The organism is Sandaracinaceae bacterium (assembly GCA_016706685.1).
GTDB lineage: Bacteria > Myxococcota_A > Polyangia > Polyangiales > Houyiibacteriaceae > JADJJE01.
The window spans coordinates 193,562-209,633 of sequence record JADJJE010000013.1; the positions used below are offsets into that span (position 1 = coordinate 193,562).

The 16,072-nt window shown below is 70.2% G+C and carries 16 protein-coding genes and 1 pseudogene; 9 read left to right on the forward strand and 8 right to left on the reverse strand.

Annotation, left to right across the window (positions count from 1 at the left end):
* Positions 1-304 precede the first annotated feature (304 nt).
* Positions 305-1,228 carry a hypothetical protein gene (locus IPI43_17090; protein ID MBK7775822.1) on the reverse strand — a complete coding sequence of 308 codons (924 nt, stop codon included), beginning with the start codon at positions 1,226-1,228 and terminating at the stop codon, positions 305-307.
* A 369-nt stretch (positions 1,229-1,597) separates the two neighbouring features.
* On the opposite strand from IPI43_17090, the gene IPI43_17095 reads away from it, so the two are divergent.
* Positions 1,598-2,074 (forward strand): hypothetical protein, encoded by a 477-nt coding sequence (locus IPI43_17095; GenBank protein ID MBK7775823.1) that lies wholly within the window; start codon positions 1,598-1,600, stop codon positions 2,072-2,074.
* 475 nt (positions 2,075-2,549) lie between these two features.
* Here IPI43_17095 and IPI43_17100 read toward each other — a convergent pair whose 3' ends face one another.
* Entirely contained in the window at positions 2,550-3,179 is a 630-nt protein-coding gene (locus tag IPI43_17100) for a TetR/AcrR family transcriptional regulator (protein MBK7775824.1), read from the reverse strand.
* Between the two features lie 156 nt (positions 3,180-3,335).
* On the opposite strand from IPI43_17100, the gene IPI43_17105 reads away from it, so the two are divergent.
* Both IPI43_17105 and IPI43_17110 read left to right on the forward strand, forming a co-directional pair.
* Positions 3,336-4,319, forward strand: coding sequence for a Rieske (2Fe-2S) protein (locus IPI43_17105; protein ID MBK7775825.1), 984 nt, complete (start codon positions 3,336-3,338; stop codon positions 4,317-4,319).
* 22 nt (positions 4,320-4,341) lie between these two features.
* Positions 4,342-4,887 (forward strand): nuclear transport factor 2 family protein, encoded by a 546-nt coding sequence (locus IPI43_17110; protein MBK7775826.1) that lies wholly within the window; start codon positions 4,342-4,344, stop codon positions 4,885-4,887.
* Between the two features lie 18 nt (positions 4,888-4,905).
* Here the strand turns inward: IPI43_17110 and IPI43_17115 are convergent, their stop codons facing one another.
* The 4 genes from IPI43_17115 to IPI43_17130 form a co-directional block, all read right to left on the reverse strand.
* Entirely contained in the window at positions 4,906-6,003 is a 1,098-nt protein-coding gene (locus tag IPI43_17115; protein ID MBK7775827.1) for a CehA/McbA family metallohydrolase, read from the reverse strand.
* Positions 6,004-6,064: 61 nt separating this feature from the next.
* A complete protein-coding gene (locus IPI43_17120; GenBank protein MBK7775828.1) occupies positions 6,065-7,165 on the reverse strand; it encodes a hypothetical protein in 1,101 nt (366 codons plus the stop codon).
* A 21-nt stretch (positions 7,166-7,186) separates the two neighbouring features.
* On the reverse strand, positions 7,187-8,263 hold the full coding sequence (locus IPI43_17125) for a hypothetical protein (protein MBK7775829.1): 1,077 nt from the start codon (positions 8,261-8,263) through the stop codon (positions 7,187-7,189).
* 40 nt (positions 8,264-8,303) lie between these two features.
* Positions 8,304-9,812 (reverse strand): hypothetical protein, encoded by a 1,509-nt coding sequence (locus tag IPI43_17130; GenBank protein ID MBK7775830.1) that lies wholly within the window; start codon positions 9,810-9,812, stop codon positions 8,304-8,306.
* Positions 9,813-10,078: 266 nt separating this feature from the next.
* Here IPI43_17130 and IPI43_17135 point away from each other — a divergent pair.
* A pseudogene (locus IPI43_17135) lies at positions 10,079-10,264 on the forward strand (hypothetical protein).
* A gap of 41 nt (positions 10,265-10,305) precedes the next feature.
* Positions 10,306-10,947, forward strand: coding sequence for a hypothetical protein (locus IPI43_17140; GenBank protein ID MBK7775831.1), 642 nt, complete (start codon positions 10,306-10,308; stop codon positions 10,945-10,947).
* Positions 10,948-11,009: 62 nt separating this feature from the next.
* Here IPI43_17140 and IPI43_17145 read toward each other — a convergent pair whose 3' ends face one another.
* Positions 11,010-11,948, reverse strand: coding sequence for a sigma-54-dependent Fis family transcriptional regulator (locus IPI43_17145; protein ID MBK7775832.1), 939 nt, complete (start codon positions 11,946-11,948; stop codon positions 11,010-11,012).
* Positions 11,949-11,992: 44 nt separating this feature from the next.
* On the opposite strand from IPI43_17145, the gene IPI43_17150 reads away from it, so the two are divergent.
* Positions 11,993-13,186, forward strand: coding sequence for an OmpA family protein (locus IPI43_17150; protein MBK7775833.1), 1,194 nt, complete (start codon positions 11,993-11,995; stop codon positions 13,184-13,186).
* A 28-nt stretch (positions 13,187-13,214) separates the two neighbouring features.
* Positions 13,215-13,736, forward strand: a complete 522-nt coding sequence (locus IPI43_17155; protein ID MBK7775834.1) for a YggT family protein — start codon at positions 13,215-13,217, stop codon at positions 13,734-13,736.
* Positions 13,737-13,742: 6 nt separating this feature from the next.
* Here the strand turns inward: IPI43_17155 and IPI43_17160 are convergent, their stop codons facing one another.
* Positions 13,743-14,660: a LysR family transcriptional regulator gene (locus IPI43_17160; protein ID MBK7775835.1), complete on the reverse strand. Its 918-nt coding sequence runs from the start codon at positions 14,658-14,660 to the stop codon at positions 13,743-13,745.
* Between the two features lie 126 nt (positions 14,661-14,786).
* On the opposite strand from IPI43_17160, the gene IPI43_17165 reads away from it, so the two are divergent.
* Together IPI43_17165 and IPI43_17170 are read left to right on the forward strand one after the other, a co-directional pair.
* The gene (locus IPI43_17165) at positions 14,787-15,665 is read left to right on the forward strand and encodes a pirin family protein (protein ID MBK7775836.1); all 879 of its coding nucleotides are present in this window, start codon (positions 14,787-14,789) and stop codon (positions 15,663-15,665) included.
* Complete coding sequence (locus tag IPI43_17170) at positions 15,662-16,060, forward strand: OsmC family protein (protein ID MBK7775837.1); 399 nt, start codon at positions 15,662-15,664, stop codon at positions 16,058-16,060. Before IPI43_17165 ends, IPI43_17170 begins: the two co-directional genes overlap by 4 nt.
* Positions 16,061-16,072: the final 12 nt, after the last annotated feature.

Below are 16,072 nucleotides of genomic sequence, written 5' to 3' on the forward strand. Positions count from 1 at the left end.
TCCCTCTGGGGGTCCGGGTAACCTCGGGTAGGCTCACCCAACCTCAGCCACGCAGTCCCCGCCAGGCGGGGACTTTCAGGACGTCCGTGCCTGGTTTGCTGCCCTCGGCTTCAGCCGGGGGTGCCCAATGCCTTGACCTTCCCAGAGCCGATTCGAAGCCTCCCAGACCTTCCCTCGGTCGCCATCGACTTGTGACGAGTCGATAGCCGTCGCCGTCGCCGTCGCCGTCAAAGACCACGCCCACGTCAACGACAACGTCAACGTCGACGTCGACGGTTGGGACCTCCGGTGAGCGAGACCCGGCTCAACTCTCGAAGCTGCGCGCCGGGGTGGGCAACAGCCCCGTCCGCAGCCCCAGGTACGTGGCGGCCCACAAGAACATGGACAGCACCCACATGGGGAGGATGCCCACACAGCAGGCGACGAGGCCGAGGATGGAGAGCAGCGACGTCATGATGGCGCTCAGGATCATGGTGAAGCGTTGGCCGTCGGCGACCGCCCATGAGCGCTTGAACGCGTCCACGAGGCCCACCTCGGGGTCGATGACCGCCTCGATGCCTGCGTTGCCGATGCCCAGCATGACGTAGATCAGGATGGGCAGGAGGACCAGGAACGCGACCGCGATACCGCCGAACAGCAGGCTCTCGTCCACCCCTTGAAACAGCCCCACGCCCACGAGTGCGCCGAAGGGCGCCATCAGCCCCGCGAAGAGGGCGAGGTAGCCAAACTGCATCCCGATGAAGATGGGCGAGCGGCGCAGGCCTTGAGCCACGTGATCGCCGGTCAGGGTCTGACCTTGGAGCGCCGCCACGGAGCAACGCATGATCACCGCCATGAGCACGGCGTTCAGCACGGTGCTCACCACCTGGGACCCCGCATACGCGATGGAGCCCAGCATGGGGTCGGTCTGGTTGAGCGCCACCTGCGCGATGCCACCGACGAACGCGATGCTGTACGTGACGCCGAAGAACACCAGCGCGCCGAGGGTGGGCAGCAGCCACTGCGCCGTGTAGCGCTCCCAGGAGTACGACAGGGCCTCCATCACGTCGAAGCTCTCTCGCCTCAGCGGGAACGACCCCACGACACGCTCGCAAGCGTCGCACAGGTCGGCGCGCGAGAGGCTCTGGCACGAGGAACACATGAAGTTGCCGCAGCGCGAGCAAGTGGCGACGGAGGGGACCGCCGGGTGCACGGCGCACGCGCCCGCAGAGAAACCTTCAAGAGACATGGATGACTCCCTTCTCGTCCGCTTGTAGCCCATGGCGCGGTCGACCCGCCAGCGATTGTGGGGGCCGAAAGGAATTGCGTGCCACGCACCGCTCCGAGGCAGATAATGCGGCCCATGAACAAGCGCATTGCCCTGGTCTTCGTGCTCTCCACCCTCTTCGCCGCCTGCGGTGGGACGCAGACGTCGACCGCCGATCCCAACGCCTGTGGCGAGGACGCATGCGGGCCGGCGTTGGGCCAGCCCAACGAGCTGTGCGCCGACGGCGTCACCCAGTCGGGCCCCACGGGCGTGTGCTCGCGCAACGACTCGGGCGAGTGCGCCTGGGAAGTGCGCTCGTGCCCGGAGCCGGTCGAACAGGCCTGCGGTGGCATGGTGGCGGGTAACCCCTGCCCCGACGGCCAGTTCTGCGACTACCCGCTCGAAGCCATGTGTGGCGCGGCCGACGGGACGGGCGTCTGCCGCGCGCGCGCGGAGATGTGCCCCGCCAACCACGACCCGGTCTGTGGCTGCGACGATCAGACCTACAGCAACGCGTGCGCAGCGGCTCAGGCCGGCGTGTCGGTGGGCCGCACGGGCGAGTGCCCCCCCACCGAAGCGGCGGCGGGTGAGACCTGCGGCACGCGCGGCGCGCTGCCGTGTGCCGCGGGCCTCTTCTGCGACTTCCCGGCTACCGCGAACTGCGGCCAGACCGACGCGCCCGGCACCTGCACCGCCGTCCCGGCCGAGTGCAACGCGCGCATGCGCCGCGTGTGCGGCTGCGACGGCACCACCTACAACAACGCGTGTGCCGCCAACCTGGCCGGTGTCTCGGTGGCCAGCACGGGCGCCTGCCGCGCGCCCCGCTGACAGGGGGGCCGCCCCCGGGCGCGGGGGGGGCGGGGGGCGGGGCGGGGGGGGCCCGGGGTTTTCTTTGGCCCCCCCGGGGGGGGGGGGGGGGGGGGGGGGGGGGGCTTGGGGGCGCCGGGGGGGGGGGGGGGGGGGGGGGGGGGGGGGGGGGGGGGGGGGGGGGGGGGGGGGGGGGGGGGGCGGGGGGGGGGGGGCCCCGCGGCCGTTTGCCGGGGGGGGGGGGGGGGGGGGGGGTTGGGGGGGGGGGGGGGGGGGGGGGGGCCCGGGGGGGGGCGGGGGGGGGGGGGGGGGGGGCGGGGGGGGCCCGGGGCGGGGGGGGGGGGGGGGGGGGGGGGGGGGGGGGGGGGGCGGGGGGGGGGGGGGGGGGGGGGGGGGGGGGGGGGGGGGGGGGGGGGGGGGGGGGGGGCGGGGGGGGGGGGGGGGGGGGGGGGGGGGGGGGGGGGGGGGGGGGGGGGGGGGGGGGGGGGGGGGGGGGTCACGCCGCGAAGGCGCGCAGCATGTACGCACGCACGCGGGCGATGAGCGCGTCCACGTCGCCGTCGCCGTGGTCGATGTAGTCGGACAGCATGACCTGGTGGGCGGCGATCATGAGGCGCGCCGAGAGCACCGGGTCTTCCTTCACCATGACGCCGGCGTCCATGGCGCGCGTGAAGAACATGGCGATGACCTGGAGCCCGGTGTCGAACTGCCGCACCTGCTCCGGGCTGATGTAGCCGCGGCCGAGCGCCCATGAGTGGCCGCCCGCCAAGTGGATCTTGAGGTAGTCCAGGTTGGCGGCCATGTAGCGGATGTACGACGTGGTGCCGCTCAGGATGGCCTCGAGCGGACCGCCCGAGGCGAGATCCGCCGTGGAGATGGCCGCGTGGATGAGCTCCTCGCCGCGCTGACGATGGATGGCGTCCAGCACGTCCTGCTTGCCGGCGAAGACCTTGTAGAGCGTGCCCAGCGCGACCCCCGCCTCGGCGGCGACGGTCTGCATGCGCGAGGCCTCGTAGCCCTGCTCGGCGAACACGCGCTCGGCCGCCGTGAGGATAGCCGCCCGGTACAGCTCTGCGCGCGCCGCCCGGACCGTGCTGCCGGTGGTCGCTGCCTTTCGCGTTGCCATGGCGCGGAGACTACCAGCAGCCCGCCGGCAGACCACTTGGATTTGCGCTCGCCACCGCTTGCGCTTGCCAAAACTGAAACATGTTCTAGTATGACGATTCCACCGCAGGACGCGGCGAAGCCCCGCCGTGCGCGGACCGAACTCGGAGAGTCAGCCATGCAGAATCGCTACTACACCCCAGGCATCCCCATGGGTTGGTTCCAGGTCGAGTACACCGACCAGCTGAAGGCGGGCGACGTCAAGCCGCTCAAGTACTTCGGCAAGGACCTGGTCCTGTACCGCACGGAGAGCGGCGAAGCGGTCTTGCTGGATGCCTTCTGTCCGCACCTCGGCGCGCACCTCGGCCACGGCGGCAAGGTCAAGGGCGAGAACATCGAGTGCCCGTTCCACGCCTGGCAGTTCAGCACCGACGGCAACGTCGCGGTCGTGCCCTACGCGCAGCGCCTGCCGCGCAAGGCGTGCCTGCCCAAGTGGACCGTCAAGGAGGTGGGTGGCCTCGTCATGACCTGGTACCACCCCGAAGGCGGCGCCCCCAAGTGGGACATCCCGGACGAGATCCCGGAGTGGGGCAACGCGGCCGGCGAGCGCAACGCCATGTGGACGGACTACGAGATCCGCGAGTGGACCATCCGCACCACCAACCAGGAGATGGCCGAGAACTCGGTGGACTCGGCGCACTTCCACTACGTGCACGGCGCCACCAACATGCCGCAGTCCGAGGCCGAGGTGCGTGAGCACGTGCTGCGCGTCTTCAGCAACACCGGCATGGAGACCCCGCGTGGCCCGGTGCCCGGCTCGGTGGAGAGCCTGGCCTACGGCTTCGGCATGGCGCTGGTGCGCTTCAAGGGCATCGTGGAGACGCTCAACGTGGCGTGCACCACCCCCATCGACGCGGACAACGTGCACGTGCGCTTCGCCTTCGCGGTGAACAAGAGCGCCGGCGCCAACGTGGCCAAGGGCGTGGGCGCGGCCTTCGTGAAGGAAGTCAGCCGTCAGCTCGGCCAGGACATCCCCATCTGGGAGAACAAGATCCAGCACGAGGCGCCGCTGCTCTGCGACGGCGACGGCCCCATCGGCATGTTCCGGCGCTGGTGCCAGCAGTTCTACGCCCAGCCGCAAGAAGCCGCTGCCGCGGAGTGAGCAGAGTGAGCCGAGCAGCCGTATGACCACGTGGGCCGTGCAAGAGATCGAGGAGGCGTTCCGCCACTTCTGGAACACCGGGATGATCCGCGAAGACTGGGACGCCTGGGCCGACCTCTTCACGGAAGACGTGGTCTATGAGGAGCGCGTGCTGGGCACCATGGTGGGGCGCGAGACCGTCCGCGCGTGGATCAAGCCGCTCATGGAGAAGTACGGCGAGATCTACGGCGTGTACGACTGGCACCTGGTGAACCCGAGCGGCAACGGGAGCGTGGTCTTCCGCATGGAGAACCGGCGCGACCACCCGAGCGGCGAGGGCTACATGGACTTCCCGGGCATGACCATCCTGCAATACGCGGGCAACGGCATGTGGTCGCGCGAGGAAGACTACTGGGCCGAGAAGATCAGCGTGCAGTGCTACCTGGCCTACGAGAAGGCGCTGAAGCAGCACGACGCGCGGCACCGTGAGCGGCGCACGCGCCTCGACTGGGGCAACGGGCCCGAGTGGACCAAGGGGCCTGCGTCGTTCTGGGAGCACCGGCCCGCGCAGCGCCCCGCGGGGCTCTGAGCGCGGGGCCGCGCGGGCTCACTCGTAGCCCACGTAGATCGGGTTGGTCATCGCGATCATGTTGCCGTAGAGCGTGGGCGCCGTGGTGTCCGTGAGGTTCACGGGCCCGCGCAGCTCGGCGCGGTAGTACACGCGGCTGCCCGCGTCCGTGCGGTCCTCGAACTCGAAGCTGGTCGCGGTGAGCTCTTGGGTGATGAACGGCTCGCCGTTGCGCAGGACCGTCAGCTCGTACTCGGCGTCTGCCTGTGCGGAAGCGACCTCCACGCGGAAGCGCAGGCGCCGGCCCGCGGCGGGCAGCGTGTCGCCCACCAGGGTCTCGTACACGCCGTCACCTTCGGCGTCGGCGCTGAAGTCCAGGCGCTCGGCCTCGGCGGCGTAGCTGATGCTGGCGCGCCCGGCGCCCAGCGCTTCGATGATGGCCTCGGCGGTGCGCTCGCGCGCGAAGATCCACGTGGTGGGGTTGCCCACGTTCAGCAGGCCGCCCTCGTAGCCCTCTTGGTGATGGCTGTCGCTCCCGCCGCGCGCGGGGACACGCCGGCCGTCCAGCAGCAGCCCATCCCACAGCGCGATGGCCTGGGTGTTGTTGGCGGGCAGGCGGAAGACCGCGTTCCACACCTCCATGGAGTCGTAGGGCAGGGAGAGCGGCAGCTCCCACGGGTCCATGTTCACGGGGTGGTTCACCGAGAAGTGCAGCCCCTGCGCGTGGGCCTCGTCCAGGATGTCTTCGCCCGCCCCGTCACGCAGGGCGTACAGCGCCAGGTGGTCCCACGGCATGGCGGAGAACAGGTTCGCGTGGAAGCGCGCGGTGGTGAACTCGGTGCCGTAGAGCATCACCATCTGGTCGCTCGCATAGAGCGGGTCCGACCACGTGGTGATGGCGCCGTTCACGTGGTTGTCGTGGTCCGTGAACACGAAGTAGTCCATGCCCAGCCCCTCGGCGCGGGCGATGACCACGTCGACCGGGTTGTCGAGCGCGTCGGTGCTGTGCGACGAGTGCAGGTGCAGGTCGCCACGCAGCCACTCACCGGTGGGCGCCGGCGGGCCCACGGGCGCATCCCCGCAACCGGCGGCGACGAGCGAGACGAGCATGGCGAGGTGGGCATTGGACAGCTTCATGCCGCGGCACCGTACTCCGCACGCCGCGCGGTGACGAGTGGCGATCGAGTGACAGATGCCCTCAGGGCGACGGGAGGGCGACGCGCGCCGCGGCGTAGCGCACCACGGCGCCACCCAAGGTCAGAGCGACTACGCCGCCATCGCCTTGGGCGGCCACGAAGTCGAACTGCCAGTAGCCTGGCCGGGTGAGCGGGAGCGCGTGGGCGCCGCGGCTGTCGACGCGCACGAGGGCGCTGCGCGAGTCGTAGACCAGCGAACCATCGCCCAGGCACGCGATGCTGGAGCTGGGGACTGGTGTGAGGCCTGCGACGGGGCGGAGCGCGCCGCGCGACGGGTCGAACCACCAGACTTCGTCTCCATAGCGGCGGCGGATCAGCAGCCGCCCGTCCGTGGCGACCGCGAACGTGCCCAGCTGGAGCGGCTGACCGAAGCTGGGCACACCGAGTGGGACGTGTTGGCTCGCGACCCCGCTCCCGTCCACGCGTACCCACTCCCCGCTCACGGTGGCCGCGTGCAGCCCTCCTGCGCTGTCTGTGGCCACAGCGTCATACATGCGCTGCGCGGGGTCTGCGGGCAGCGGGGGCCCCACGCTCGCCTGCGTGAAGGGGCTGCCGGTGACGTGCAGGATGGCGCCCCCGAGGCTGGCATAGAAGCCCCCGGTCGCGTCGGGTGCCAGCCCGCGGAGCAGCGCTCTCGTTCGTGGGAGCGGCAGGTCCAGCCGGCCGATGGGCTCGCCGGCGGCGCTCACGAAGGCGAGCTGGCCGCTCTCCGAGCCCACCACGATGGTTCCGTCGCGCAGCACGGTGAGCGCGCTGTAGCTGTCGAGCCGCAACGCGCCGGCGCCCAGCTCGAGGGCGAAGACCGCGTCCGCGTCAATCCCCGGGCGGGCGCTCTCGACCACGTAGTTTATCGACAGCGCGCCCAGGACGACCCCCACCAAGATGGACGCGAAGACCATCGAGCGAAGGGCAACGCGCGCCCCGCTGACGACCACCACGCGGATGACGCCCTCTTCGCCGGGGCTAGAGAGAGCGTGCGCAGATGTCACGCGCTGCACGCGCGACTGCACGCGGCAGTGCGTGCACAGCGCGATCGGCGCCCGTGGGTCGATCCGCAGCGGGGCGCCGCACGCGGGGCAGCGGACCTCGACTAGCTTCGGCATCGAGCGCTCCCGGTCATCGCCTCACCATCGCGTGCTGATCCCGTCCCAGCGCGCCACCACGCCCAACAGCGTGACCACCACGAGCGTGTCGTCAGGCGTTCGCAAGACCTCGGCCACACCCGCCCAACCGGGACGCCGTGACGTCACGGGGCCTTCGCGCACGCTGAAGTCGGCGCCGAAGAGCAACAGCTCATCGTTGTAGCCGGCGATGGCGCTACCGTCCGCGAGGACCGCGAGGCCCATGTAGTGCCCGTGGCCTCCGGGGGTGTGGCGGCGCACGAGCACCCCCGCGGGGCTGAACACATAGATGGCGGGCGCCCCCTCCGGCGTGACCCACACCTGCCCTTGGCGGTCCACCGCGATGGTGTCGCAGCCGTGGTGGCGAGGGTCTAGGGCCAAGACCGGCGTGGGCCAGCGCGCCTGCACCGCGCGGGCCGCGTTCAGCTGCACCACGTCGTCGGTGGAGGTCATCATGAAGAGCGAGTCGTCTTCCGCCATGAAGAGGCAGCGCGGGTGCTCGCCCTCGGGGAGCGCAGGGACGCGCCTCACGATGCGGCGATCGGTGGTGGAGATCTCGAGCAGCTCGCTGTCGTAGCTCACGTAGAGCCGGCCCGCGCGGTCCCCGGCCATCCCGCGGGTGGCCCCGTAGCGCTGCGTCATGTTCCATTCGCTCTGGCGCGCGAGCGGGAGCCGCACGGTGCCGAGCCACGCACCGGCCTCGTCCATGCCGCAGAGCATGTCGTGCTTGCACGCCACCCACAGGCTTCCGTCCGGGGTCCGAGCTGCGCGCGTTCCGCTGAAGTGCCCATCGGGGCTGTCGGACGCGCCGATGTCCTCGAGCCGCATGACGCGGTCCGCGTTGTCCGCCTCGCGGTAGTGCCCAAACAGCACCGCTCCCCCGACGAGGAGCGCGAGACCACCGAACACGGAACCCAGGATGACCCCGATGCTGACTTGCTTCTGCGCCGGAGCGGGCACCGCGTTCGCGATGTCGTTCGTGGTTCCGCAGAAGGCGCAGCGGACGACGTTGGCGAGCCCGCTCTCGAACTCGAGGGGAGCTCCGCAGTGGGTGCAAGGGGTGACGACCAGGTTGGCCACGCGCGAACGTACCATCGAGGTCACCGGGGATCGCACGCGATCAGCGCGCGGTGTCCAGCATGTCGGGGCCTGCTCCGACGCCCGTCCGCCGCTGGGCTTCCCCCAACAGCTTCTGCTGCGCGTGCTCGCGGAGCTGCTGGAGGCCGTGCGCCAGGTCTGCCAGCGGCCGCTCCACCTGCCCCAGCAGGTGGGTGCGCTCGGCCACTTGCTCGAGCAGCCGGTCCAGCTGGGTGAGCAGGCTGGGCCGCTCGTCGTCGGTGGCTTGGTTGTAGAGCAGCACCAGGTCGTCGAGGCGCTGCTGCACCGCCTGGTAGCGGGCCACCACGCCGAGGCGCGCGGCCTCGAGGGCGCCCACGCCGGCCTGGAAGCGCGCGGCCAGCCGCTCGATGGCGTCGGCGTCGCTGCCCAGCAGGTGCGCCAGCTGGTCACGCTCGAACGTGAGATCCACGCCGCTGGGGAGCGGGTCGCGGCGCGGGTCCAGGTACGTGGGGTCTTGCTCGCGGCGCAGGAGCTCGTCGCGCGAGAAGGCGAACGCCGAGTGCACCTCGCGCAGCGGCGAGCCAGCGGCCACGAAGGGCGGGAAGGGCGCGTCGCTGTTGAGGTCCACCACGTGGGTGAAGAAGTCGGCCCAGCAGTGGTCTTCGCCGTAGCCCGTGTCGCTGATGCCCACGGTGACGGTGCCGGGCGCGAGGATCTCGGGGTGCGCTGCGACCAGACGCTCCACCTTGGCGCGGCTCGAGTTGATGCCGTGGCGGCTGGGGACGCTGAACTGCACGGGCCCCGAGGGGCGCCCGAAGCGGCGAAACCAGCGCACGGGTGACGCCAGCTGCTCACCCGCGCGGTCGAGCGTGGTGCAGTGCACCTCGTCCACGCCCAGGCGCTCGGCCGCCAGCGCCACCATGGGCTCGGGAGAGGCGCTGGCCAGGATGATGTGCGCCAGCGGCGCGCGCGCCCGGATGGCGGCGATGTCGCTGGCGGTGATGACCTGGTCGGGCTCGTGGCGCGCCCACACATCGCTCGCCAGGCGCCGCAGCAGCGCGAGCGGCACACCCGCCAAGTGGTGCAGCAGCGCGGTCTGCGGCACGGCCTGCACGGCGCGCACGGGCTCGAGGCCAAAGCGGCGGAAGCGCAGCTTGTGGAGCGCGCGGGAGACGCCGGGGAGCTTCCCCCACAGCAGATAGTAGAGGCCCGCGTCGGCCCACATGCGGACGCCCAGCACCACGTAGCGCAGCACGCCACGCGGGTTGTGGCGGTCCAGCGCGAAGCGGCCCCGCTTGCGGCGCGGCTCCATGGCCTGCCGCTCGGCCTCGCCATAGGCCAGGTGGGCACCCAGCTCCCAGCCCAGCAGCTCACCCAGGTTGCGGCCCAGGTGCACCGTGCGGTCGAAGTCCAGCACCACGAAGCGCGCGTCGGTGGGCACCAGCTCGGGGATGAGGTCGGCGAAGGCCCGCGGCCGCCCGTGCAGCACCACCCGCTCCACCAGGCGCGCGTGGCGCCCGCTCTCGCTGCTGTGGAATCCCAGCGTTCGTGCTTCGAGGTCGTCGCTCATGGTCTGCCTGTGACGCCTCGACGGTACGCGCCTTCGGCCCGGGTCGCACGTCACGGTTCTGCCACAGCTCGGTCACTGCCGAGGGCCAGTCGTACTGACCGGAGCGCCGCATCAGAGTGATGGGCACGGGGACGCGCTCGGCATGAGCGCGGCAGCTTCGAGCTTTGCGCAGGCGGCTGACGCGTGGTTCCGCTCCGACGGTACGCCGATTGCAGAGGGCGGCCGCATTCGCCGCGGACCTCCGCGCGCTCTACGAAAGCATCCGTATGTCTCTCATCAGCTTGATCATCACCATCGTCGTCGTCGGCCTCATCTTGTGGGTCATCAACTCCTTCATTCCCATGGAGAGTCGCGTCAAGTCGATCCTCAACGTGGTGGTCATCATCTGCCTCGTGCTGTGGTTGCTGCAGGCTTTCGGCATCATCGGCTCGCTCCGCAACGTGCGTGTGGGCGCGGCAGACGGGGCGGCACGCTCCATGCAGAGCGACCTTGCATGCAACGACACGTCTTCCTCTTGGCAGCTACTGCCCTCCTCTTGATCGGCACCGCGTCGGTCGCCTCCGTCGCCCAGGCTCAGCACCACGTCCCCCAGCGCCGCTACTCCATCGAGGGGTACTTCATCGGCGAGTTCCTGGGTGAGTACCGCCTGCGCGTGAACGGCGACCGCCGTCCCGCCAACGACATCGACTTGGACCCCACGCTGGGTGCCGGCGTGCGCGTCTCGCTGTACTCCGGCATCTTCGCCTTCGGCCTGATGACCGAGTTCCGGGGCTACGGCAACGAGCAGTACTCGGACCGCGACTTCGCCTTCGACATCTCGCCGTTCATCGGGCTGCGCATCCCCATCCTGTCCAACGGCACCAACGTGGTGCGGCTGCGGGCCACCATCCCGTTTGGCTTCACCGTGCTCAAGCCCAACAGCGAGGCCTGGGGCGAAGACGCCTACCTCGGCTTCAACACCGGCATGCTCGGCGGCATGGAGGTGTCCTTCGGCAACTTCGGCATCTTCACGGACGTGGGCTTCCGCTACCACCGCGTCTACGCCAACAACGACATCGCCCTGGTGGGCGAGGTGGACGCTTCCTTGTCCTGGGCACAGCTCAGCGTGAACGCGGGCGTCCAGCTCGCGTTCTGAGGCACAATGGGCACCCCCGGCTTCCAGCCGGGGGTGCCCATGCTGCCCTGCAGCAAACCGAATCAGGACGCGGTGGCGTCCTTCCCGTTGGGAGCCCGCCCCGCGATGAGCCCGTAGCTCTTCAGCTTGCGATACAACGTGGCCGACCCGATCCCCAGCTGGTCGGCCGTGTGCGTTTGGTTGCCGCCGTTTACCGCCAGCGCCGCCAGGATGTACTCCTTGGCGATGTCCTCGAGCGGGCGCACGTGGTCGCCAATGGTGACCACCTTGGGCAGCGCCTGACGCACCTCCTCGGGCAGGTCCTCGAGCTCCACACGGCTGCCGCGCGCGAGGGCCACGGCGCGCTCCATGGCGTTCTCGAGCTCGCGCACGTTCCCCGGCCAGGCGTAGCGCAGCAGCTGGTCGCTAGTGGCCGAGGTCATGCCCGTCATCTTGCGCTTCATGCGCAGCGCCGCGTCGGCCAGCAGGATGCGCGCCAGGGCCAGGATGTCGTCCTTGCGCTCGCGCAGCGCGGGCACGTGCACGTCCACCACCTTCAAGCGGTAGTAGAGGTCCTGGCGAAACCGCCCCTCGGCCACTTCGTGCAGCAGGTCCTTGTTGGTGGCGGCCAGCACGCGCACGTCGATGGGGCGGCTGATGTTGTCGCCCACGCGCCGCACCTCGCGCTCTTGCAGCACGCGCAGCAGCTTGACCTGCATGCCCGGCGAGATGTCGCCGATCTCGTCCAGCAGCAGCGTGCCGCGGCTGGCGGCCTCGAACAGGCCCGGCCGGTGCTGCGTGGCCCCGGTGAAGGCGCCGCGCGTGTGGCCGAACAGCTCGCTCTCGAGGAGCGTCTCGGTGATGGCGCCGCAGTTCACGGCGATGAAGGGGCCCAGCGAGCGGGTGGACTCGTCATGGATCAGGCGCGCGATGCGCTCTTTGCCGGTGCCGCTCTCACCGGTGATGAGCACCGTGGAGTCGTACTTGGCGATGCGCCGGGCCAGGTCCACCACGTGCACCATGGCGGGGCTGTTGGCCACCAGCCCTTCGGCCTCCACCTCCACCCGTGCGCTCTACGACACTGGCCCTCGCGGCCTGCCTCGCGGTGCTGCTCCTTCCCAGCAGCCACGCCTCGGCTCAGCAGGTTGGCTATGCGCTGCACATCGAGCCCGGGATGGGCATCTGGGTGGACAACCCGCAGGCCGACCGCTTCAAGCCCGGCTTCTACGGCGCCGTGCGGCCCAGCCTGACCATCGGGCGCATCCTCTCGCTGCAGCTCTCGTACGCTGGGCTGTTCACCCCCAACCGCAGCCCGTTCACGGACAACGGCGTGGTGCACTTCTTCATGGCGGGTGCTCGCATTCGCCCGTTCGCCAACATGATGCCGAGCGGTCGCGTGGGCGGCTTCTTCGCCGACGTGAACCTCGGTCTCGCGCGCACCGGTGACCTCAGCCGCTTCGCGTTCGACATCGGCTTGGGCTACGGCTTCCAGGTTGCGCCGTCGTTCTCCATTGGGCCCTACCTGCGCTACGTGCAGGTGGTCCAGGGTAACGACACCTACGGCGAAGACCCCAACGACGGGCAGATGCTGGTGGTGGGCGTGGACTTCGCGTTCGGCCCCGGCGGTCACCGCAGCTCCCAAGAACACGACTGCATGACCGCGGGGGAGTGCGAGTGCACCGGGACGCACACCGAGCACACCACCAACACAGGGGCGGTCGAGTGCGTTCCGGTCGATGACTCGTGCCCCGACGCCGACCGCGACGGCGTCTGCAACGAGGACGACGAGTGCCCCACCCAAGTTGGCGTGTCCTCGACCATGGGGTGCCCGATTGACCCGTGCACCGGCCGCCCGCTGATGGTGCTGGTGCAGTTCAGCTTCGACAGCTCGCAGATGCCCGTGGTTCAGCCCGAGGGCGAGCAGACCATGGACCCCGTCCTCGAGGCCGTGGCCGCCGCCGTCCTGCGGGATGAGTCGTGCCGCGTGTGCATCATTGGCTACGCCTCCGAAGAGGGCGACGCCGCTCACAACATGACCCTCAGCAGCCAGCGCGCTTCGGCCGTGCAGCGCTACATGACCGCGCGCGGACTAGAGGAGTCGCGCGTCCCCACCAGCGCCATGGGCGACACGTGCCAGATCGTCCCCGAGCGTAGCCGCGAGCGCAACCGACGCGTGGAGTTCCGACGCCTGCAGGAAGGCGAGGTCTGCCCGACCACGTGTGCCGAGCAGGACCGCAACATGCACCCGACTCAGCCATGACCGCGCCTCTCCACCAAGGGTCCATGCCATGAGCGTCGACGACGAGCGCGTGGCCGCCGACGACGAGCGCCGGCTTCGGCAGCACGAGCAGGTGAAGGGCGAGGTGCGCGCCGAGGTCAACCGCGAGCTCCGCGTGGAGGCCGTGCAGCAGACGGCGGGCGACGCCGGTCAGGCTGCCGACGTGGCCAAGCACATGAAGGACCGTGCCTTCCGTGAGGTCTCGTCCAGCGAGGCCACCCTCACGCGGGCGCGGCGCCTGAAGCGCGCCGCTCAGGTCATCGACTACGCCTTCTTCGTGCTCTATGCGGCGATCGCCGTGGTGATCGTGCTGGAGCTGGCGGGCGCCAACTCGGGGAGCCCGTTCATGCGCTTCATGACCACCGTGACGGGTCCGTTCCTGGCCCCGTTCCGCGGGCTCATGCCCAACCCCAGCGTGGATCGCTTTCAGCTGATGGGTTCGTACGTGGTGGCGCTGGTCATCTACCTGCTGGTGCACAAGGGCGTGACCGGTGCGCTCAAGCTCTTCGCGGGGCGGGCGGCCGACGCGTAGACGGAGCTAGCGCGGCATGCCGTGCTCATCGAGCTGGGCGAACTCCGCCGCCAAGAAGTCGATGAGCGCGCGCACCGAAGGCAAGAGCCCGCGCCGCGAGGGGAACACCAGGTGAACCACGTGGTGCGGGAGGGTCCACTCGGGCAGCAGCGGCACCAAGCTGCCCGAGGCGACCTCGTCGCACATCACCATGCCCGGCAGCTGCACCACGCCCACACCGGCCAGCGCGGCGGCCCGTAGCGTGACCATGTCGTCGGTCACGAGGCGCGGCGTGTGCCTGTAGGTGGCGCGTGCTCCGGTCGGGTCGATGAACTCCCACGTGTGCTCCTGCGCTGCCGGCCCCAGGCCCAGGCTGGGGAAGCGCGCGAGGTCGCTCGGTTGCTGTGGGACCCCGTGCTGCGCCAAGAGCGCGGGGCTGGCCACCACACGCCAGGCGCGCTCTGCCAACACACGCAGGCGGAGCTCACTGCTGGGGAGGGGCGGCGTGCGGGCGCGGATGGCCACGTCGAAGCGCTCGGCGATGACGTCCACGCGCCGGTTGGTGGCCTCGAGGTGGACGCTCAGCTTGGGGTGCAGCGCCATGAACTGCGCCAGCATGCGGTCCACGCGCGAGTGCAGCAGCGTGATGGGGCAGCTCACGCGAATGACCCCGCTGGGCTCGGCGCTGGCTCGATCGATGGCGGCCTGCGCGGCCTCGGCTTCCACGCCCAGCGCCTTGCAGTGCTCGTAGTAGTCCTGGCCGATGTCGGTGACCGAGAACTTCCGCGACGAGCGCTGGAGCAGGCGCACCCCCAGTCGCTCTTCGAGCGCCGCCACGCGCCGGCTCAGCGTGGACTTGGGCACGCCCAGCACACGGCCTGCAGAGGCAAAGCCGCCGTGCTCCACCACCTGGGCGAAGAAGTAGAGGTCGTTGAGATCCTGCATGCGGGGCTCCTCGGGGTGCGCTCAGGGTGCCACGTTGGGCACGGATCAGCGTTCCAATAGTGGAACGCTGCGGTGATTCGTGGCTACCTGACGGTGCAGCGTCCCGTGGATAGACTCCATCTCATCATGAAGAACATCCAAAAGGTCTACAGCGCTCCCTCTCCCCACTGGGTCGGCGACGGCTTTCCGGCGCGCTCCCTCTTCAGCTACAACACGCACGGCCAGGCGCTCAGCCCCTTTCTGCTGCTGGACTACGCGGGTCCCGCCGAGTTCTCGGCGAAGCCTCCGCGGCGGCGCGGCGTGGGCGAGCATCCGCACCGTGGCTTCGAGACGGTCACCATCGTCTACGAGGGCGAGGTGGAGCACCGCGACTCGGCGGGCGGTGGCGGCGTGATTGGCCCCGGCGACGTGCAGTGGATGACCGCAGGCTCGGGTCTGGTGCACGACGAGTTCCACTCGGCCCCGTTCACGGAGCGCGGTGGGGCCCTCGAGATGATTCAGCTGTGGGTCAACCTGCCGAAGGCAAGCAAGATGACGCCTCCGCGCTACCAGGCCATCACCAACGCGCACATTCCCGTGGTCGCTCTTCCGGGCGAGGCAGGGCGTGCTCGCGTCATCGCGGGTGAGCTGTTGGGGCAGGCCGGGCCGGCCAGCACCCACTCGCCGGTCAACGTATGGGACCTGCGGCTGAGCGCGGGCAAGCGCGTGGCGCTGAGTGTGCCGAACGGGCACACGCTTCTGGTGGTGGTGCTGCGCGGGACCGTGCAGCTCAACGACCAGGAGATCCTGCGCAACGCCCAGCTGGCCGTGTTCGACCATGATGGCGAAGTCTTCTCGATCGAAGCGAACAACGATGCGACGGTGCTCGTCCTGAGCGGTGAGCCCCTGCGCGAGCCCATCGTGGGGTACGGCCCCTTCGTGATGAACACGAAGGACGAGATCGAACAGGCCATCCGAGACTTCAACAGCGGCCGCTTCGGCCACGTCAACAGGAACGCACCATGAAAGCCATCGCCACCGCCGGCGTCACCTCGTCTTCCGTCGCCTACCGTCAGGACATCCGCACGGGCAATCACACGCTCGTCGCGGATGAGCCGCCCGACCACGGAGGACAAGACGCTGGCCCGGCGCCCTATGACCTGCTGCTGGCGGCGCTGGGCTCGTGCACGGCCATCACGCTCGAGATGTACGCGGCCAAGAAGGGCTGGCGCCTGGGCCAGCTGCGCGTGGATCTCACGTTCTTCAAGAACCGCGAGGGTGAGAGCCGCATCGAGCGCGTGCTGCACGTGACCGAGCCGCTGGACGAGGAGCAGTGGGCGCGCCTGATCGACGTGGCCGGGAAGACGCCGGTGACCAAGACGCTGCTGAGCGGCACGCCGATCACGACCACCGCAGGGTAGCGCCGAGCGCCG

Bases quoted from the DNA above. Each gene is read 5' to 3' on its own strand.
- IPI43_17090 (MBK7775822.1), bottom strand. From the start codon at position 1,228: ATGTCTCTTGAAGGTTTCTCTGCGGGCGCGTGCGCCGTGCACCCGGCG.
- IPI43_17095 (MBK7775823.1), top strand. From the start codon at position 1,598: ATGGTGGCGGGTAACCCCTGCCCCGACGGCCAGTTCTGCGACTACCCG.
- IPI43_17100 (MBK7775824.1), bottom strand. From the start codon at position 3,179: ATGGCAACGCGAAAGGCAGCGACCACCGGCAGCACGGTCCGGGCGGCG.
- IPI43_17105 (MBK7775825.1), top strand. From the start codon at position 3,336: ATGCAGAATCGCTACTACACCCCAGGCATCCCCATGGGTTGGTTCCAG.
- IPI43_17110 (MBK7775826.1), top strand. From the start codon at position 4,342: ATGACCACGTGGGCCGTGCAAGAGATCGAGGAGGCGTTCCGCCACTTC.
- IPI43_17115 (MBK7775827.1), bottom strand. From the start codon at position 6,003: ATGAAGCTGTCCAATGCCCACCTCGCCATGCTCGTCTCGCTCGTCGCC.
- IPI43_17120 (MBK7775828.1), bottom strand. From the start codon at position 7,165: ATGCCGAAGCTAGTCGAGGTCCGCTGCCCCGCGTGCGGCGCCCCGCTG.
- IPI43_17130 (MBK7775830.1), bottom strand. From the start codon at position 9,812: ATGAGCGACGACCTCGAAGCACGAACGCTGGGATTCCACAGCAGCGAG.
- IPI43_17140 (MBK7775831.1), top strand. From the start codon at position 10,306: ATGCAACGACACGTCTTCCTCTTGGCAGCTACTGCCCTCCTCTTGATC.
- IPI43_17145 (MBK7775832.1), bottom strand. From the start codon at position 11,948: ATGGTGCACGTGGTGGACCTGGCCCGGCGCATCGCCAAGTACGACTCC.
- IPI43_17155 (MBK7775834.1), top strand. From the start codon at position 13,215: ATGAGCGTCGACGACGAGCGCGTGGCCGCCGACGACGAGCGCCGGCTT.
- IPI43_17160 (MBK7775835.1), bottom strand. From the start codon at position 14,660: ATGCAGGATCTCAACGACCTCTACTTCTTCGCCCAGGTGGTGGAGCAC.
- IPI43_17165 (MBK7775836.1), top strand. From the start codon at position 14,787: ATGAAGAACATCCAAAAGGTCTACAGCGCTCCCTCTCCCCACTGGGTC.
- IPI43_17170 (MBK7775837.1), top strand. From the start codon at position 15,662: ATGAAAGCCATCGCCACCGCCGGCGTCACCTCGTCTTCCGTCGCCTAC.